This is a genomic window from Pseudomonas sp. E141 (genome assembly GCF_052659885.1).
Window position 1 is genome coordinate 3,137,292 of record NZ_CP084024.1, and the last position, 20,015, is coordinate 3,157,306.

A 20,015-nucleotide genomic window follows, 5' to 3' on the forward strand; every position below is an offset into this window, starting at 1 on the left:
TTGCAGTCCTCATTCTGTTTCACGCTTGCGTACGTACAGCAGTTGCTGGCCAGTAAATTCCAGCAACCCTTCAAGGCCGAACTCGACACCGAATCCGGACATCTTGCTGCCGCCAAATGGCGTATTGGGCTGAATTTGTGCATGGCAATTCACCCAGGCCACGCCGCTTTCAAGACGACTGGCCAATGCCTGTGCCTGCTCGACATCGGGGCCCCAGACCGACCCGCCCAACCCCATGTCGCTGGCATTGGCGCGGCGCAGGACGTCCTCGACATCCTGGTAGGCAATCAGGGGCAGCACCGGACCGAACTGTTCTTCGTCCACCAGCCGGTGTCCGTCGGTCACGTCAGCGACCAGGGTCGGCGGATAGAAAAAGCCCGGTCGGTCCAGGCGGGCACCGCCGCACAACACCCGCGCCCCATGGGCACGGGCATCCGCCACCAGTTCCTCCACCAGCGCTAGCTGTTCGAGGTTCTGCACCGGTCCAAACGTGACCCCAGGCGCCAAACCATCCCCTACCACCTGACGCCGAGCGATCAGGGCCAGGGCCTCGGCAAAGGCCTCGTACTGGGATTGGTGGATGTACAAACGCTTGAGGGCGGCGCAGGTCTGCCCCATGTTCAGGAAGGCCGCCTGGAAAATGTCATCGGCGACCTCCTCGACCGGCGTGCCGGGCAGCACGATGGCGGCATCGTTACCGCCCAGCTCCAGGGTCAGACGCTTGAGGTTGCTGGCGGCGCCGCGCATCACGCTTTGGCCGGTGGCGGTCGAGCCGGTGAAGACAATCTTCTGGATACCGGCGTGCGCGGTGATCGCACTGCCGAACCCTTGCTCACCGGTCACGCTATTGATCACGCCCCGAGGCACATGGCGCGCGATGATCTCCACCAGGCGCAGGGTGCTCAACGGGGTCAGGCTGGACGGCTTGCTGATCACGCAGTTGCCGGCACGCAGCGCCGGCATGATGTGCCAGACGGCAATCATGAACGGCCAGTTCCAGGGCGTGATCGACGCGACGACACCCAACGGCTTGCGGTGCAGTTCAATGCGCTGGCTCAGGGTTTCTTCCACCAGCTCCACGGGGATCTGCTGCTCGGCGGTGTAGCGCGTCCAGGCCACCGCGCCCATCACTTCAAAGAGCGCCAGTTCCAGCGGCTTGCCCTGCTCCAGAACAATCAGTCGGGCCAGCGACTCGGCGTCCTGCTCGATCTGCGCCGCGATGCTCAGCAGGCGCTGGCGGCGGTCTTCGTGGGTGCTGTGGCGCCACTCGACAAAGGCCGACTGCGCCGCTTCGACGGCAAGGTCCAGCTGGGCCAGGGAACCTGCCGAGCACCGGGCGAACACCGTACCGGTCGCCGGATTGACCACATCGAAGTGACCGTTATCGCCGTCGACCCCGGCCCCATTGATGAGCATTTGATAATCGTGCATGACACCTTCCTTTCACGCGCTGTCGGACCGTCCCGAACGACAGCGCAGTTGTTTTTTGTGGGGTTTGACGATGTCGCGGACGCCCTAGAGCTTGTGGCTGCCCAGCGCCATGAACCGCTCGGGCGAGGCCTTGCGCAATCGGGCGGCGAGGAACACGCCGACGATCAGTGCGGCGGGAATGATCGCGCAAAGACCGTAGGACAAGAGCTGGCTGGCGCCGGTCAGCACGTCGAAATGAATCACTGCAAGGACCAGGACCGCCAGCAATGCCAGGCACGAAAAACCCGGCAGAATCCGACCGCGCCAGAGTCCCAGCTTCAGTTCCGGGTGCGCGCGGAAATAGACAAATACCGCTGCAGAGGTAAGGGCCATGAGCAAGATCACACACAGCGTCGCCAGATTGGAAAACCAAGCGAACAACTGAAGGATCGGATCGGCATCCAGCGCGGCGAAGATCAGCACCACCACCGCCGCGATCAGGCTTTGCAGGACTGAGCCCATGTGCGGACTCTGGTGCACGCGATGGGTGGTGCCCAACCGGCTGTGCAGCAAACCGTCACGCCCGATGGCATAGAAGTAACGCGCCGCGGCGTTGTGGAACGCCAACAGCCCGGCGTAGATGCTGACCATGAACAGCACGCGGATGATCTGGGTCAGGTGCGGGCCGACAAAATGATCGGACATGCCATAGATGAACGTGGTCGGATCCTGCAGTGCCTGCAAGGTCGGCACGATTTTGTCGGCCCCTACGCCAATCACCATCGCCCAGACCGACAGGGCATAGAAAGCACCGATCAGCAGCACCGAGCTGTAGGTTGCGATGGGTATCGTACGGTGCGGATTCTTGGCCTCTTCGCCATAGATAGTCGTGGCCTCGAAGCCGATAAACGCTGCAAAGCAGAACAGCAAGCCGATGGACGGCGTGCCGCTGAACACATGGCTGCGGTCGAAGGAATCGAGATTGATACCGCTGTCACCACCGGTTTTCAGAATGGCGAAATCCAGGGTCAGGATCGCCAGGTACTCGGCAATGACCACTACCGACAGCACCCGGGCCGACAGGTCGATCTTGCGATAACCCAGAATCGCAATGCTCGCCATCGCCAGGAGCGAATACGTCCACCACGGCAAATCCAGGCCAAAGACGCTGGCCATCGTGCCGCTGACCACGCCGCCGAACATGCCGTACAGGCCGACCTGGAGAATGTTGTAGGCAAACATCGCCAGCACCCCCGCCGCACCACCGGCCAAGCCACCCAAACCGCGAGCGGTGAACGCATAGAATCCACCGGCGTTGGTCATGTGACGGGACATGGCGGTGTAGCCCACCGAGAAGGCCAGTAACACCAGTAGCGCCAGGATCAGCAAAGCCGGTGTGCCGGCGCCATTGCCTAGCATGATGCCAATGGGGAAACCGCCGGCGATGACGCTCAAGGGGCTCGCTGCCGAAATCACAAAGAAAATAATGAAGCCAACGCCCAGGGCGCCTCGCTTCAGCTCCGTCGAGCTGCTGATCGGGAAAGACACACTCATTTCTCTTGACCTTATTGTATGAGGCAGTCGCTGTAGGATCGGGGCGCGGCCAGCTTCACCGCTGTCCAGATGCTTATTGTTTTGGTTGCACGCTGGATTCGATGCTAGGCCCTTGCCAAAACCCTTCGCTATCCCAAAACGGCAGCATCCGAAGCCGCGCCCTAAAACAGGTCAGCCCCATTAAGGCCGAGGACATTCCCGTGGCGAGGGAGCTTGCTCCCGCTGGGCTGCGAAGCGGCCCCTGTTTTCTGGGCCTGCTGCGCAGTCCAGCGGGAGCAAGCTCCCTCGCCACGGGTTCTGCGTTTTCTGGAGTGATCCGCATTAGCCCAAACGGCTGCCGATTCGGGATAACCGGCAAGCGCTTCCTGCCGCAAGATAACCTCGCCCACCGTTCAGACAGCGCTGGGCCCAAAACAATAAAAGCCCCCACGCGCAGGAAAACTTCAGCATGTTCTTCGCTCGTCTCTCTATCCAATGGCGGATCACGCTCCTGAGTGGGCTGTGCCTACTGGCCGTCGTCGGGGCATTGACCGGTGCCTCCCTGTATCAGAACCAGCAAGGCGCCACGCTGCTCAAGCAGCAAAGCAGTCAACTACTAGGGCGCTCGGCCCTGGAAGGCCTGCAGGCACAGGCTCTGGCCCATGGTCAGCGGGTGGAGCGCTTTTTCAGCGAAACAGCGATCTATGGGGAAGGTTTCGCCCAACAGGTCCTGCAACTGCGCGCCCAGGCGTGGAACGGGCGACTGACGCCAGCGCAGTTGCGCCGGGACCTGATCGCCACGACCCGCCAGGCCCTCCAGAACCGTGAAAAGGTCCTCGGCCTCTACGTGGTGCTGCTTCCTGACGCGCTGGTCGGTGAAGATGCCGGTTTCATTAGCCAACGCGATCTGGCCGGCAATGAAAAAGGTCGCTTTGCCCTGTACTGGTCGCAAAGCCAACCCGGCCACCTGGTGCAAGAGGTGCTCAGCGAAGCCCAGATCAGCGCCAACACCGCACCACCGGGCAGCGAGCCGGCCAACGCCTGGTACGTCTGCCCGCAGACCCAGGGGCGAACCTGCGTGACAGAGCCCTACGCAATTGAGGTCGAAGGCCAGAAGACGTTGATGAGCAGCATCTCCATACCGCTGCTGGACCAGGGCAAAGTCATCGGTATCGTCGGCATGGACATCAGCCTCGATACCCTTCAGCAACTCGCCGCCAGCCTTGCAAACGACTTGTACCCCGGTCACAGCGAAATCAGCATTCTTTCCCCATCCGGGCAAATTGCCGGCCACAGCGGCGCGGTTGACGGCACCTCGGTCGACGTTCGGCAAGCCGTGCAAACCGTTCCCGCCAATGCGCCCTGGCAATTGCAGATACGCGTGCCTGAAACGCTTGTACAAGCGCCAGCCCTGCACATGCAGGCCCAGTTGGACGACAAGCATCGCCAGGCCAACTGGTTCAACCTCAGCCTGGGATTGCTGGCTGCCGGCTTGGGACTGTTGCTCATCTGGCTCACCGCTTACGGCGTGACCCGGCCGCTGCTGAGGGTGGCGCATATGCTTGATGCGATTGTCGAAGGCGACGGTGACCTTACCCAGCGCTTGCCCAACGACCGTCACGATGAATTGGGCCATCTGGCACAGGGCTTCAACCGCTTTCTCGACAAGTTGCAGCCCATTATCCGCGATATCCAGCAAGCCTCCCTGGACACCCGCAACACCGCCGATACGTCGGCGCAGGTGGCCCGGGCAGTCAGTGCGGGGATGCATACGCAGTACCGGGAAGTCGAACTGGCAGCGACCGCCCTGCATGAAATGAGCACCAGCGCCCAGGAAGTAGCCCGTCATTCCCACCAGGCCGCTGATGCCGCCGCCGTCGCCGAAAACGCAAGTCGATCGGGACGGGAATTGTTCGCCAACGCGGTCAACAGCATCGACAGCCTCGACCGACGCCTGGAAACCACCCTCGAACAAGTGCAGGCGCTGGCCGGCAACAGCCAACACATCGGCCAAGTGCTGGACGTGATCTGCGCCATTGCCCAACAAACAAACCTGCTGGCCTTGAATGCCGCCATCGAAGCGGCCAGGGCGGGTGAACAGGGACGCGGCTTCGCCGTGGTGGCCGACGAAGTTCGCCATTTGGCCAGCAACACCCAGAACTCGGTCGAGCAGATACGCACGGTGATCGAAGCGCTACAACAATTGAGCCAGGAGGTCGTGCACAGCACCCAACTGAGCCGAGAACAGGCCAGGGACAGCGTCACTCAAGTCGAAAAGACCCATGTGGCGCTGCAGCGCATCACCGACGCCGTGGAAGTGATCGAACACATGAACCAACAGATCGCCAGCGCGGCCCTGGAGCAAAGCACTGTCGTGGAAGACATCAGCCATCGCGTCAGTGACATTCGCGGGATCAGCGAGACCTTGAGTAGCCGGATGGAGGAAGCCTCACAGGCCAGCCACTCGTTGCATGCCATGGCCAACCATCAACAGCAGTTGGTGGGGCACTTTCGTATTTAAGTGATTACACAATTTCACAGAGCGCCTACAAAGCTTCACCCCTGCCATGAGCCTGGATCCCTACCATGGGCGGCTCAATAGTGGGGAAGTACCATGTCCAAGATTCCTTTCGTCACACTGGGCCTGTTGGTCGGGGCACTGCTGCTCAGTGGCTGTGATAGCGCCTCGACCCCGCAAGCCGCCGCCCCGCTGCCCAGTGTGCGTGTCGAAACCGTCCAGGCACGGCCCCTGTCGATCAGTAACGAGCTGAGCGGCCGGATCGTCGCGCCACGGGTTGCCGAAGTCCGGGCGCGGGTGGCCGGCGTGGTCTTGCAACGGGTGTTTCATGAGGGCCGCGACGTCAAGCAGGGCGATGTGCTGTTTCGCATCGATCCGGCGCCGTTCAAGGCTGACCTGGACAGTGCCGAGGCGGCGTTGCGCAAGGCCGAGGCCAATGCGTTCCAGGCCCGCTTGCAAGCCCAGCGTTACGCCCAGTTGATCGATGACAAGGCGATCAGTGGCCAGGACTACGACAACGCCCGGGCCAGCGTGCGCCAGACCGCCGCTGACGTCACTGCCAGCAAGGCTGCGGTGGAACGGGCGAAACTGAACCTGGGCTATGCCACGGTGACCGCGCCGATTTCCGGGCGCATCGGGCGCGCCCTGGTGACGGAGGGCGCCTTGGTCGGGCAAAACGAAAGCACGCCGTTGGCGTTGATCCAGCAACTGGACCCGATCCACGCCGACCTCACGCAATCGACCCGCGAACTCAACGACCTGCGCCGCGCCTTTCGCGCAGGTTTTTTGCAAGCGGTCGGCCAGGACCAGGCCAAGGCTACCTTGATCCAGGACGACGGCAGCCCTTATCCGCTGCCCGGCAAGTTGCTGTTCACCGACCTCAGCGTCGACCCGAGCACCGGCCAGATCACCCTGCGCAGCGAGTTCCCCAACCCGGACCTGGACCTGCTGCCGGGCAGTTTCATCCGTGTGCGCCTCGAACAGGCGATCAACAACCAAGGCATCACCGTGCCGCAACGGGCCATTCAGCGAGACAGCGCCGGAGTCGCCCAGGTGTTGCTGCTGGACGCCGAGCAGAAAGTCAGCCTGCAACCGGTGCAACTGGGCGCCGCGCAAAACGATCGCTGGGTCGTCACGCAGGGTTTGAAACCCGGCGACCGCATCGTCATTGAAGGTCTGCAACACGCCCACCCCGGCGAGCACGTCCGGATCGACGATTCCCCACTCCCCCTCGCCCAGGTTCCCGGGCCACAGGCAGGACACTAAGCCATGCCGCAATTCTTCATCGACCGTCCGGTGTTCGCCTGGGTCGTCGCCTTGTTCATCCTGTTGTCCGGCGTCCTGGCCATTCCACAGTTGCCGGTGGCGCAGTACCCGGTCGTGGCCCCGCCACAAATCGAGATCTACACCGTCTACCCGGGCGCTTCGGCGCAAACCGTGGATGAAAGCGTGGTCAGCCTGATCGAGGAAGAACTCAACGGCGCCGACAACCTGCTGTATTTCGAATCCCAAAGCAGCCTGGGCAGCGCCACTATCACGGCAACCTTCCAACCCGGCACCAACCCGGAACTGGCCCAGGTCGACGTGCAGAACCGCCTCAAGGCAGTGGAATCGCGCCTGCCGCAAGCGGTCACGCAGCAGGGCTTGCAAGTGGACAAAGTCTCCGCTGGCTTCCTGCTGCTGATCACCCTCACCTCCAGCGACGGCAAGCTCGATGACGTGGCCCTCAGCGATTACCTGGCGCGTAACGTGATGAACGAGATCAAGCGCCTGGACGGTGTCGGCAAGGCCCAGCTGTATGGGGCCGAGCGAGCTATGCGGATCTGGATCGATCCGCAGAAACTCGTCGGCTTCAACCTGACCCCGGCCGACGTCAATGCCGCCATCGTGGCGCAGAACGCCCAGGTGTCGGCGGGCAGCCTGGGAGAATTACCGAGCCGCAGCACTCAGGAAATCACCGCGACTATCGTCGTCAAAGGCCAGCTCAACACGCCCCAGGAGTTTGCCGACATTGTGCTCAAGGCCAACCCCGATGGCTCGACGGTGCGCATCGCCGATGTGGCCCGGGTGGAAATCGGCAGCCAGGAATACCAGTTCTCCACGCGCCTGAACGGCAAGCCGTCCACCGCCGTGGCCGTACAACTGTCACCGGGGGCCAATGCCTTGAACACCGCGACCCTGGTGCGCAACAAGATGGACGAGCTGTCGCGCTACTTCCCGGCCGGGGTGGAATACAAGATTCCCTACGACACCTCGCCGTTCGTCAAAGTCTCGATCACCAAGGTGATCTACACCCTCGGCGAGGCGATGCTGCTGGTGTTCGCGGTGATGTTCCTGTTCCTGCAGAACATCCGCTACACCCTGATCCCGACCCTGGTGGTGCCGGTGGCGTTGATGGGCACCTTCGCGACGATGCTCGCGCTGGGGTTCTCGATCAACGTGCTGACCATGTTCGGCATGGTGCTGGCCATCGGCATCCTGGTGGACGACGCCATCGTAGTGGTGGAAAACGTCGAGCGGATCATGGCCCAGGAAGGCTTGTCGCCCAAGGAGGCCACGCGCAAGGCCATGGGGCAAATCACCGGCGCCATCATCGGCATTACCCTGGTGCTGGTGGCGGTGTTCATTCCGATGGCGTTCATGCAGGGCTCGGTGGGGGTGATTTACCAGCAGTTCTCGCTGTCGATGGCGACGTCGATCCTGTTCTCGGCCTTTCTCGCCCTGACCTTGACCCCGGCGCTTTGCGCGACCTTGCTCAAACCAGTCGCCAAAGGTGATCACCACGCCAAAAGCGGTTTCTTCGGCTGGTTCAACCGTGGCTTCGAGCGATTCGGCGACCGCTATCAAGGCTGGGTGGCCTATGCGCTGAAACGCAGCGGCCGTTATCTGCTGATCTACGGCGTGCTGCTGGTGGGCATGGGCCTGCTGTTCAGTCGCCTGCCCTCCTCGTTCCTGCCGGTGGAAGACCAGGGCTACACCATCACCGACATCCAGCTGCCGCCGGGTGCCAGCAAACACCGTACGGTGCAGGTGGTGGAGCAGATCGAAGCCCATAACGCCGGCGAGCCGGGGGTCGGCGACAGCACGATCATCCTCGGTTTCAGCTTCTCCGGCAGTGGCCAGAACGCGGCGCTGGCCTTCACCACCCTCAAGGACTGGTCGCAACGCGGTGCCGAGGATTCGGCAGCGTCGATTGCCGACCGTGCCAACCTGGCGCTGGGTCAAATCAAGGACGCCATGGCCTTCTCGGTGCTGCCACCGCCCGTGGATGGCCTGGGCACTTCCAGCGGTTTCGAGTTCCGTTTGCAGGACCGGGGTGGCCTCGGCCATGCCACCTTGATGCAGGCCCGCAGCGAATTGCTCGCCGCCGCCGAGAAAAGCCCGATGCTGATGAATGTGCGCGAAAGCGCCCTGGCCGAAGCGCCGCAAGTGCAATTGGAGGTCGACCGCAAGCAAGCCAATGCCCTGGGCATTTCCTTTGCCGATGTCGGCAGCGTGTTGTCCACGGCGGTGGGATCGGCCTACATCAACGACTTCCCCAACCAGGGCCGCATGCAACGGGTGGTGGTCCAGGCCGAGGGTGATCAGCGCAGCCAGGTCGAGGATTTGCTGAAGATCCACGTGCGCAACAACAGCGGGAAGATGGTCCCGTTATCCGCATTCGTCCAGGCTCGCTGGACCCAGGGACCGGCACAACTGACCCGCTATAACGGTTATCCAGCGGTGAGCATTTCCGGCGAACCGGCACCGGGCTACAGCACCGGGCAAGCCATGGCCGAAATCGAACGGCTGGTGGCCCAGGGACCGACAGGCCTGGGCCAGGAATGGACCGGGCTGTCCTTGCAGGAACGTTTGTCCGGCAGCCAGGCGCCGATCCTGTTGGGCCTGTCGCTGCTGGTGGTGTTCCTGTGCCTGGCGGCGCTGTACGAGAGCTGGTCGATCCCGACCTCGGTGCTGCTGGTGGTGCCGCTGGGTGTGCTCGGTGCGGTACTGGCCGTGTCGTTGCGCGGCATGCCCAACGATGTGTTCTTCAAGATCGGGCTGATCACCATCATCGGTCTCTCGGCAAAGAACGCGATCCTCATCATCGAGTTCGCCAAGAGCCTGTACGACGACGGCCACGACCTGATCGACGCCACGCTTGAGGCCGCACGCCTGCGCCTGCGGCCGATCATCATGACCTCGCTGGCCTTCATCCTTGGGGTAGTGCCGTTGGCGATTGCCAGCGGTGCCAGCTCGGCGAGCCAGCAGGCCATCGGCACGGGGGTGATCGGCGGGATGATCACCGCCACGCTGGCGGTGGTGTTCGTGCCGGTGTTTTTCGTGGTGGTGATGAAGCGTGTCAGGCGAGTTGATTCCAAGTGAGGCTGGGCCGGAGCACCGCTATCGCGAGCTTGCTCGCGATAGCGGCCTTACAGCTGGCCTTGTTCACGAGTACATATCCATTGCTGCGGTAACGGCTACTTAGGGTTCCGCCCTTACGGCGGCTCACTTTTGAGAAGCGCAAAAGTAAGCAAAACGCTTTTGCCGGTATGACTCACCCACATGGGTTACAAATCAGTTCACGCACATAGGTAACAGTTTTTAACTGGCAGGGTCGATTTCGCGAGGATCTGACCATGCCCTGGAGAGAGCTGAAACCTATGGACCTCAAAGTGATGTTCATCGCTGAGTATCTGTCTGAAAAGCACAGCTTTAGCCAGCTGTGCCAGGACTATCAGATCAGCCGAAAGACTGGCTACAAATGGGTCGAGCGCTATGAACTGGAGGGTCCCAGTGGGCTCGACGAACGTAGCCGCCGACGGCACAACCAAACCTATGTGGTGCCATTGGTTGTGAGGCAGGCAATCATTGAGTTTCGCTCTACTGGCGAAACAGTTCCGGGTCCTAAAAAGATCCAGAACGACCTGATGAAACGCTTTCCGGGGCAGGATCCGCCGTCGAAAACGACCATCTACAACATCCTTAAGGCAGCGGACTTGATTCTGTCTCGACCGTTACGCCAGCGTGTTGCTGTCTACCCCAAGCCTTTGCGTAAGGCAGAAACGCCTAATCAGCTCTTCAGCGCAGATTACAAAGGCCAATTTCTCACCGGGGCGGGCGTTTGGTGCTATCCACTGACGATCATGGATCATGCCAGTCGCTTCTTGCTTGCCTGCGAGAGCATGGCCAATACCAATCTCAAGGAGACCCAGCAAACCTTCGAGCGCGTTTTTCGTGAATACGGGATGCCTGAACGTATCCGCACCGATAACGGCGTGCCGTTTGCCAGTACGGGTCGTGCAGGGTTATCGCAGTTGTCGATCTGGTGGTTGCGCCTTGGGATTATTCCTGAGCGAATTGAGCCCGGTCGGCCAGATCAAAATGGGCGTCATGAGCGCATGCACCGAACATTGAAAAGTACTTTTCCCAAACCGCCAGCCATTGCCTGGGAGGCTCAGCAAAAACACTTTGATCGATTTATGCAGCACTACAATCACGAGCGGGGACACGAGGCGCTCGGCCAGAAAACCCCGGCCTCCTGCTATACACCCTCAACCCGAGCTTACCCGGAAAAACTACCGGAAATGGGCTATGCGAGCCACGTTGAGTGTTACCTGGCTGATAGTTGCGGAATCATTAATCGAGCGGGTCTGCGGATATACGTGGGGAATCTGCTCAGGCATCAAAACATTGGAATGGAGATGATCAAAGATGGGGTATGGAATGTGATCTTCGGTCCGGTGATCCTAGGTCACGTCAACGCTAGGGACGCAAAGAATGGCTATGTTTCAATCAAAGTGTCACCTATGTGAATGCACTTTTTTGTAACCCATGTGGTTGTCCCGTACATGCCCCACCACTCGGTGCCTCGCCTAGGCTCGGCATGCCCGAACGCAGACATTGCTCCGTGGGCCCGCCGCGAAGGGCCATCCATGGCCCAGCGCGGCTATCCCGGCATCCATGCCGGGATGCCCACTCCACAATGCCTGCGTTCGGCCAGCGTGGTTAACGGGGCGCCGAGATCAACGTCCGTCGCGAGGCGGCCTGACAGCCGACCTGTTTCTTGGTGAGACCGCGTTCCCCCTGTGGGAGCGAGCTTGCTCGCGAAGGCGGCCTGAAAGCCTGCCTATTCTCCCGCTCGTACTCCGATCCCAGTGTGGGAGCGAGCCTGCTCGCGAAGACGGCCTGAAAGCCTACCTATTTCTCCCGGTCGTACCCCTATCCCAGTGTGGGAGCGAGCTTGCTCGCGAAGACGGCAGTGAGCCCAGCCGTCAGTCCGCCTGCACCGTGACCTGACGCTGTTCACCCAGGCCCTCGATCCCCAGGCGCATGGTCTGGCCCGGCCGCAGGAACACCGGGTTGGGCTTGATGCCCAAGCCTACACCGGGGGGTGTGCCGGTCGAGATGACGTCGCCGGGTTGCAGGCTCATGCAGCGGCTCAGGTAGGCAATCAGTTGCGGCACGCTGAAGATCAGCGTCCGGGTATTGCCGTTCTGATAGCGGTGCCCGTCGACCTCCAGCCACAGATCCAGCGTATGCGGGTCGGCGATTTCGTCCCGGGTCACCAGCCAGGGTCCAAGAGGGCCAAAGGTGTCGAAGCCTTTGCCCTTGTCCCAGGTGCCGCCGCGCTCCAGTTGCCACTCACGCTCTGACACGTCGTTGATGACGCAATAACCGGCGATATGCTCCAGGGCGTTGGCTTCGTCGATGTAACGACCGCCTTTACCGATGACCACGCCAAGTTCGACTTCCCAGTCGGTCTTGAGTGAGCCACGCGGGATCTGGATGTCGTCGTTCGGTCCGCAGATGGCGCTGGTCCACTTGTTGAAGATGATCGGCTCTTTCGGCACCTCCATGTTCGACTCGGCCGCATGGTCGGCATAGTTCAGGCCGATGCAGATGAATTTGCCGACCTGCCCGACACAGGCACCGATCCGAGGCTGGCCGGCAACCAGGGGCAGGCTGTACGGATCGAGGGCTGCTAGCGCTGCCAGGCTGTCCGGGCCCAGGGCCTGTCCGGCGATGTCCGGCACATGGCCCGACAGGTCGCGGATCTGATGATCGGCATCCAGCAGGCCGGGTTTCTCCGAACCTTTTTCGCCGTAACGCAACAGTTTCATGGAGTTCTCCTGTTCAGATTCAAAGTGAAAACCGGGTTCAGATACTCATGCCGCCATCGATAACATGCACGCCACCGGTGGTGAAGCTCGACGCATCGCTGCCCAGGTACACGGCCAACTGCGCGATTTCTTCGGTACTGCCGATACGGCCCATGGGCTGACGTTCGAGGAACTGCCGATAAACCTGTGTCTCATCCACACCTTGTTGCGCAGCCTGGGTCGCGATGCGCTGCCGGAGCGACGGCGAGTCCACGGTACCAGGGCATATGGCGTTACAACGGATGCCCTGAGTGACGAAGTCGATAGCCACAGCCTTCGTCAAGCCCACTACCGCCGCCTTGCTGGCCGCATAGGCAAAACGGTTGGGCACGCCTTTGATGCTGGAGGCCACCGACGACATGTTGATGATCGAACCGCCGCCCCGCGCCTGCATGCCTGGCAGAAATGCGCGGATCATCCGGTACATGGCCGTGACGTTGAGGTCCAGCGAACGCGCCCAGGCGGCTTCGTCGCACTCCAGGATATTGCCGCTGTGAACGTAACCGGCGCAATTGAAGAGCACGTCCAGCCCACCGATACGCTCGCAGGCAGCGCTGATGGCAACGGTCGACGTGACGTCCAGGTTGATGGCAGTAATCCCTTCAATGCCAGTGAGGGCATGGATATCGATGTCACTGGCGAACACCTCGGCGCCGGCTCGGGCGAAAGCAATGGCGCTGGCCAAACCAATGCCCTGCCCCGCTGCCGTCACCAACACCCGCTTATTTTGCAGATTCATGCAGTCTCCAGTTGCACTGCCGTGTCGGCGTGCTTGGGAGTCCTGCCGAGCATCGAGGCAGGGATGGCCAGGATCAGTCCGCCGCTGACCAAAAGACACAGGGCGAGTACATAGGTGCCGTTGTTGATGTTGCCCGTGAGGGTTTCCGCCACGGCGGTGATCATCGAACCGGTGAACCCCGACAGGTTACCGATGGCGTTGATCATGCCGATGCCGGCCGCGGCGGCGACGCCCGACAGCACGGTCCCCGGCAAGGTCCAGAAAATCGGCATCAAGCTGAGGATTCCCGAGGCGGAGACGCTGAGGAAAAGCACGGACAACACCAGGTTGTCAGCGAAGAAGGCACTGAGGATCAAGCCGACGCCGCCAATGAACGCTGGGATCGCCGCGTGCAGGCGCCGCTCACCGGTGCGGTTGGAGTGCCGGGCATTGAGCAGCATCGCCACCACTGCCACCGAGTACGGGATGGCGGTCAGCAAACCGATGTGCAAACTGTTCGTAATGCCGGTGCTCTTGATGATCGAGGGCATCCAGAACGCCAGGCCGTAGAAGCCGGTATTGAAGGTCAGCAGAATCAGCACCAGCAACCACACCCGAGGGTTGAAAAACACTTCGCTCAGCCGTGTGGCCTTGCCCTGGTTGTCGGTTTGCAGATTGGCCTTGAGCATGGCTTTTTCCGCGACGCTAAGCCATTTGGCTTTATCGATGTTATCGGCCAGACAGACGATCACCACAAACGCCATGATGATCGAAGGGATGCCTTCAATGAGCAGCATCCATTGCCAGCCGGACAGGCCTTGCACCCCTTGCATGCTGTTCATCAGCCAACCGGAGAGAATGCCACCCAAGGTCAGACTGACCGGCAGTGCCAGCAGGAAGCCGGACATCACCCGGCTCTGCCGGTGGGTCGGAAACCAGTAATTGAGGTAGAGAATCACGCCAGGGAAAAAGCCCGCTTCGCAGATGCCCAACAGGAAACGCAGCACGTAGAACATCGTGCTCGATTCGAGGTGGAAGAAGGCCGCCAGCGGCACGGTGTAGGCCACGGCCATGGAGATCACCGCCCAACTGAGCATGATCCGGGCGATCCAGAACCGTGCGCCAAAGCGATGCAGCAACAGGTTGCTGGGCACTTCGAAGAGAAAATAGCCCCAGAAGAACATACTGGCGCCCAAGGCATACACGGTGTTGCTGAATTGCAGCTCGTTGAGCATATCGAGCTTGGCAAAACCGATGTTCACCCGGTCGAGGTAGGCGGCCATGTAACACAAGAGCAGGACCGGCAGGATGCGCCAGATAACCTTGCGGTAGGTCCGGTCCTCAAAATCGAGTTCACTGGCTTGCGACTGCGCGGGTAAATGCTCGGATACGGTTTGCATGAGGTCACCCCTGGGCATGTGGGCATGCCTGATTGTTTTTATTGAGTGGGTCACTCTACTGTCGGGAATTGATTCTTTCCCAATGGCATTTTTGGATTAACTGATAACGAGTCGTTATCGAGATAACCATCGGCCGGTGCCGAACTTGTGCCGAGGAGATTTATCTGTGGGAGCAAGGCTTGCCCGCGATGAAGACGACGCGGTCAGCGAGTACGAGGCGCCGGCATCGCGGGCAAGCCTTGCTCCCGCAGATTCACCTACTTTCTTGAGTGGACGATGTGGCAGCCAGACGCGCGTTTTCCTTGAGAATGTCAGCGAACTCCAGCGCCGCCCCCACCAGTTGCTCACCCTTGCGCGTGAGGATGCCGTAATCCTGCGGCACCAGGTGCAAGGGCGTATCGAGGGTTATCAACTGGCCGCTTTCCAGCAGCGGGTTGACCATGGCATTGGGCAGCATGCCGATCATGGGTCCGCGTTGTAGAACCTGGAGGAAAGTCTGCATAGAGATGGTGTCGATGGTATTGCGCGGCATCCCCACCCCGGCCTCGGCAAAGGCCAGTTCCATACGTGCACGAATCGGTGTGCCTACCGGGTAGAGAATCCAGGGCAGGTCCACCAGTTGCTGCAAGGAAGTGGGCCCCGCGTTTGCCAGCGGATGTCGGCTGTTGACCACGATGCAGAACGGCTCCGGGGCCAACGCCTGGAAGTCATAGCGTTGCTGCTGGCTTTGATCGGTAAAGCGTGCCACCGCAAGATCAAGGTTTTTTTCTTCGAGCATCTCCATCAAATGGTTACTGGTCTGCTCAACGACTTCAATCGATAGCAGCGGCCACCTTTGCTTGATCTGCAGGATCGCCTCGGGCAAGGCCACCGCCGTGGCGGCGAAAATCCCGCCGACCTTGAGATAACCGTGACCGCCCTCGCGCAGGCTGCTGATTTGCTCAACGAACGAACGTGCATCATTCAAGGCGATTTGCGCATAACGCAACACATGCTCCCCCAGCGCCGTGGGCGGCATGCTTCGGGGCAGCCGTTCGAACAATGCAAAGCCCAGCAGGCTTTCTATTTCCTTGAGCATCTTGCTGATGGCCGGCTGACTCAGGTTCATCTGCTGCGCCGCCAAATGCATATTACGTGTGCGCCCCAAGGTATCGATCAACATCAGGTGGCGAAATTTGAGCCAGCCGCAGACGCTGGAAAAGGACAGATCTGACATGGGCGTTCCTCGGATCAGCAATAACCTGACGTTATCAAATACTGAATATATCTCATTGGAGTTTATCGACCACCCACCCTAGCGTGAAGGCTTTACGAATCAGGAAACCTTTCCATGTCGCTACTGCTTACTCCCGAAAATACCCTGCCGGTCGATGGCGTGGCCGGAACCCTGATTGGTCGCGCCTGGGTGCCGGGCCGGATTGCCGGGCCTTCGCCCATTGTGCTGCGCAGCGACGGGGTGTTTGATCTGTCGGAGCGTTTTGCGACCTTGAGTGACTTGCTGGAAACAGAATCACCACTGGCTGCGGTGCGGCAGACACCCGGTACCTTCATCACCACTGTCCAGGCCCTGCTGGCCAACACCGGCCTCGACGCCGACCCGTCCAAACCGTCGTTGTTGCCACCCCTGGATTTGCAAGTCATCAAGGCCGCCGGCGTGACCTTCGCCGCCAGCATGATCGAGCGAGTGATAGAGGAACAGGCCGGCGGCGACTCAACGAAAGCCCTAGCCATACGCGCCACCGTGCAAAGCGTGATCGGCGACAACTTGCGTTCGATCGTGCCAGGTTCGGAGCAGGCCATGCGCCTGAAGGCCTTACTCATCGAACAGGGCATGTGGTCGCAGTATCTGGAAGTCGGCATCGGCCCGGATGCGGAAATCTTCACCAAGGCACCGGTTCTCGCCGCCGTCGGCAGCGGCAGCCGCATCGGCATTCATCCCGGCTCCCAATGGAACAATCCGGAGCCGGAAGTGGTGCTGGCGGTGAACAGCCGTGGCCAGATCCACGGCGCCACTTTGGGCAACGATGTCAATCTGCGGGACTTCGAAGGCCGTAGCGCGCTGCTGCTGAGCAAGGCCAAGGACAACAATGCCTCCTGCGCCATCGGGCCGTTCATTCGCCTGTTCGACGAGCACTTCAGCCTGGATGATGTGCGGGCCTGCGTGGTCGATCTGCAGGTACAAGGCGAAGACGGTTACCGGATGCATGGATCTAGCTCCATGAGCCAGATCAGCCGCGACCCGCAGGACCTGGCGGGCCAGACGCTCAACGCCAATCACCAATACCCGGACGGTTTCCTGCTGTTTCTCGGTACCCTGTTCGCCCCCACAGAAGACCGTGATCATGCCGGTGGCGGGTTTACCCACAAACTGGGTGACCGGGTCAGTATCAGCAGCCCATTGCTTGGCAGCCTGCATAACCAGGTGACCCACAGCTCTGACGCCGCACCCTGGACCTTTGGCGTCAGCGCTCTGCTGCGCAATCTCGCCTCCCGGGGGGTGCTCGCCCGCTGACGCAGAACCGTTTGCCGATTCGCCTAATTACAAGAGAGAAATGAATCATGACCGACACGCCAAAACGCCGACTGCGCAGCGAGCAGTGGTTCAATGATCCTGCCCACGCCGACATGACCGCCCTGTATGTCGAACGCTACATGAACTACGGGATGACCCGCCAAGAGCTGCAATCGGGACGCCCGATCATCGGCATCGCCCAGACCGGCAGCGACCTGACGCCCTGCAACCGTCATCACCTGGAGCTGGCGCAACGGGTCAAAGCCGGTATTCGTGATGCCGGCGGCATTCCCATGGAGTTCCCGGTGCATCCGATCGCCGAGCAGTCGCGCCGCCCCACTGCGGCGCTGGACCGGAACCTGGCCTACCTGGGGCTGGTGGAGATCCTCCATGGTTATCCATTGGACGGCGTGGTGCTCACCACCGGTTGCGACAAGACCACCCCGGCCTGCCTGATGGCCGCGGCAACAACCGACCTGCCGGCGATTGTCCTGTCCGGCGGGCCGATGCTCGACGGTCACCACAAAGGCGAGTTGATCGGCTCCGGCACCGTGCTCTGGCATGCGCGCAATCTGATGGCCGCCGGCGAGATCGACTACGAAGGTTTCATGGAAATGACCACTGCGGCATCGCCGTCGGTGGGGCACTGCAACACCATGGGCACTGCCTTGTCGATGAACGCCTTGGCCGAAGCCCTGGGTATGTCGCTGCCCGGTTGTGCGAGCATTCCAGCGCCCTACCGCGAACGTGGGCAAATGGCTTATGCCACCGGCAAGCGCATCTGCGAACTGGTGCTGCAAGACGTCCGCCCTTCGCAGATCATGACCCGCGAGGCCTTCGAGAACGCCATTGCCGTCGCCTCGGCACTGGGCGCTTCGAGCAATTGTCCGCCGCACCTGATCGCCATCGCGCGGCACATGGGCGTCGAACTGAGCCTGGATGACTGGCAACGGATCGGCGAGGACGTGCCGCTGCTGGTCAATTGCATGCCGGCGGGCAAGTACCTGGGTGAAGGTTTCCACCGGGCCGGCGGCGTCCCAGCGGTCATGCATGAACTGCAAAAAGCCGGGCGGCTGCACGAAGACTGCGCCACGGTCAGCGGCAAGACCATCGGCGAAATCGTGCGCAGCAGCCTGACCAGCAACACCGATGTAATCTACCCCTTCGACACCCCGCTCAAGCACCGTGCCGGATTCATCGTGCTCAGCGGCAATTTCTTCGACAGCGCGATCATGAAAATGTCGGTGGTGGGCGAAGCGTTCCGCAAGACCTACCTGTCCGAACCCGGTGCCGAGGATAGCTTCGAAGCCCGCGCCATCGTGTTCGAAGGACCGGAGGACTACCACGCCCGGATCGACGACCCGGCGTTGGACATCGACGAACGCTGCATCCTGGTCATCCGCGGTGTTGGCACCGTGGGTTACCCCGGCAGTGCCGAAGTGGTGAACATGGCCCCGCCGGCCGCGCTGATCAAACAAGGCATCGACTCCCTGCCCTGCCTCGGTGATGGGCGCCAGAGCGGCACATCGGCGAGCCCGTCGATCCTCAACATGTCCCCTGAGGCAGCGGTGGGAGGTGGCCTGGCCTTGCTGAAAACCAACGACCGCCTGAAAGTGGATCTGAACACACGAACCGTGAACCTGCTGATCGACGAAGCCGAGATGACCCGGCGCCGACTCGAATGGACACCGAATATCCCGCCTTCGCAAACGCCCTGGCAGGAGCTGTATCGGCAGTTGGTGGGTCAGCTATCCACGGGGGGCTGCCTTGAGCCTGCCACGTTGCATCTCAGAGTGATTGCCCGCAGCGGTGAGCCACGCCACTCTCACTGACGAAGGCAAGCCTGTTCATTGCCCCACTACCGCGCCGCCAGGATGTGAGCAGCTGGCTATCCGACGTTCAGCGTCGGCTAGCCTGGCCATCGGCCAGAAGCCCTACCGCGACCAAACGCTTACAAAATAACAACCGGCACCTCATCAAGTCAGAGCTCCTTCCAAAACGCCCATAACCTACTAAGGTTTTAATCGCCTGCTGAATCGGCGCGATTGCCTTCAGATGACCACAGTGCGACTTCCAGGGAAGGAGAAACCGTATGAATGCCAGATCGGACCCGGGCGGTGACGGCATCGTCCTTACACTGGGGGCCACCGAAAGCGTCGACAGTGTGGCCTACGCCTACGGGCATGCGCGCGAGACACTCTGGGATCACCCGCGCAATGCCGATCTGCGCCGTCAACACCCGGACGGGACGGCGCTCGCGGCGGGTGATTCGTTGTTCGTCCCGCCGCGTGTGAAAGCGACCTTCGAACAGAACGCCACCGGGCAAAGACACACCTTCCGCGTACTGAACACCCCTGCCATGCTCAGGTTTCGCCCTTATGCCCTCGCCGGACAGGGCCTGGCCCGGCACTTTCAGGTATTGCGCGGTGACACGCTGCTGGGCAGTGGCGAAGCCGAAGCCAACGGCGATATCGTCTGGCCTCTGGAGCCCACCGCCGACGACATCACCGTGCGCGTAACCTTTGACGGCTTCTCCCGCGATTATCATCTGAGGCTGCGCGCGCTCGACCCGATCAGTACCCTCAAAGGCGTGCAGCAGCGTCTGCGTGGCCTTGGCTACTTCAACGGCGACTGCGATGGTCAGATGGATGACGCGACCCGTGTGGTCATCGGTGCGTTCAAGATGCAGGCCGGATTGCCCGACGACAATGAGTTACTCAGCGATGCCGTACGCACCGCGCTCCACGGCTACCACGGCGAGGCCCCCGTATGATCAGGGTTC

General features: G+C 61.2%; 12 protein-coding genes and 2 pseudogenes. 8 read left to right on the forward strand and 6 right to left on the reverse strand.

From position 1 onward, the window contains the following. Window positions 1–9: 9 nt before the first annotated feature. Complete coding sequence (locus GKKCFE_RS13990; RefSeq protein WP_139049796.1) at window positions 10–1,431, reverse strand: aldehyde dehydrogenase family protein; 1,422 nt, start codon at window positions 1,429–1,431, stop codon at window positions 10–12. A gap of 84 nt (window positions 1,432–1,515) precedes the next feature. Further along, the gene (locus GKKCFE_RS13995) at window positions 1,516–2,964 is read right to left on the reverse strand and encodes an APC family permease (RefSeq protein ID WP_339488558.1); all 1,449 of its coding nucleotides are present in this window, start codon (window positions 2,962–2,964) and stop codon (window positions 1,516–1,518) included. Window positions 2,965–3,412: 448 nt separating this feature from the next. Here GKKCFE_RS13995 and GKKCFE_RS14000 point away from each other — a divergent pair. The 5 genes and pseudogenes from GKKCFE_RS14000 to GKKCFE_RS14020 all read left to right on the forward strand — a co-directional run. Beyond that, a pseudogene (locus tag GKKCFE_RS14000) lies at window positions 3,413–4,558 on the forward strand (PDC sensor domain-containing protein); the annotation flags it as partial. 309 nt (window positions 4,559–4,867) lie between these two features. Next, window positions 4,868–5,464 (forward strand): annotated as a pseudogene (locus GKKCFE_RS14005) (methyl-accepting chemotaxis protein); the annotation flags it as partial. 93 nt (window positions 5,465–5,557) lie between these two features. Then, complete coding sequence (locus GKKCFE_RS14010) at window positions 5,558–6,727, forward strand: efflux RND transporter periplasmic adaptor subunit (protein WP_445576660.1); 1,170 nt, start codon at window positions 5,558–5,560, stop codon at window positions 6,725–6,727. A 3-nt stretch (window positions 6,728–6,730) separates the two neighbouring features. Continuing rightward, a complete protein-coding gene (locus tag GKKCFE_RS14015) occupies window positions 6,731–9,826 on the forward strand; it encodes a multidrug efflux RND transporter permease subunit (protein WP_445576661.1) in 3,096 nt (1,031 codons plus the stop codon). A gap of 254 nt (window positions 9,827–10,080) precedes the next feature. After that, window positions 10,081–11,256: an integrase core domain-containing protein gene (locus GKKCFE_RS14020; protein WP_139051192.1), complete on the forward strand. Its 1,176-nt coding sequence runs from the start codon at window positions 10,081–10,083 to the stop codon at window positions 11,254–11,256. 459 nt (window positions 11,257–11,715) lie between these two features. Here GKKCFE_RS14020 and GKKCFE_RS14025 read toward each other — a convergent pair whose 3' ends face one another. From GKKCFE_RS14025 to GKKCFE_RS14040, 4 genes are all read right to left on the reverse strand, one after another. After that, entirely contained in the window at window positions 11,716–12,564 is an 849-nt protein-coding gene (locus GKKCFE_RS14025; RefSeq protein WP_445576662.1) for an ureidoglycolate lyase, read from the reverse strand. 37 nt (window positions 12,565–12,601) lie between these two features. Continuing rightward, window positions 12,602–13,342 carry an SDR family oxidoreductase gene (locus GKKCFE_RS14030; RefSeq protein WP_160894359.1) on the reverse strand — a complete coding sequence of 247 codons (741 nt, stop codon included), beginning with the start codon at window positions 13,340–13,342 and terminating at the stop codon, window positions 12,602–12,604. Then, complete coding sequence (locus GKKCFE_RS14035; protein WP_160894357.1) at window positions 13,339–14,721, reverse strand: MFS transporter; 1,383 nt, start codon at window positions 14,719–14,721, stop codon at window positions 13,339–13,341. The genes GKKCFE_RS14030 and GKKCFE_RS14035 overlap by 4 nt, the downstream gene beginning before the upstream one ends. A 253-nt stretch (window positions 14,722–14,974) precedes the next feature. After that, window positions 14,975–15,937: a LysR family transcriptional regulator gene (locus GKKCFE_RS14040; protein WP_417698161.1), complete on the reverse strand. Its 963-nt coding sequence runs from the start codon at window positions 15,935–15,937 to the stop codon at window positions 14,975–14,977. A gap of 114 nt (window positions 15,938–16,051) precedes the next feature. Between GKKCFE_RS14040 and GKKCFE_RS14045 the strand changes: the two genes are divergently transcribed. The 3 genes from GKKCFE_RS14045 (at window position 16,052) to GKKCFE_RS14055 (ending at window position 20,006) form a co-directional block, all read left to right on the forward strand. Then, window positions 16,052–17,233 carry a fumarylacetoacetate hydrolase family protein gene (locus tag GKKCFE_RS14045; protein ID WP_445576663.1) on the forward strand — a complete coding sequence of 394 codons (1,182 nt, stop codon included), beginning with the start codon at window positions 16,052–16,054 and terminating at the stop codon, window positions 17,231–17,233. Window positions 17,234–17,280: 47 nt separating this feature from the next. Then, complete coding sequence (locus GKKCFE_RS14050) at window positions 17,281–19,065, forward strand: IlvD/Edd family dehydratase (protein WP_160894353.1); 1,785 nt, start codon at window positions 17,281–17,283, stop codon at window positions 19,063–19,065. A gap of 260 nt (window positions 19,066–19,325) precedes the next feature. Next, on the forward strand, window positions 19,326–20,006 hold the full coding sequence (locus tag GKKCFE_RS14055; RefSeq protein ID WP_445576664.1) for a peptidoglycan-binding domain-containing protein: 681 nt from the start codon (window positions 19,326–19,328) through the stop codon (window positions 20,004–20,006). Window positions 20,007–20,015: the final 9 nt, after the last annotated feature.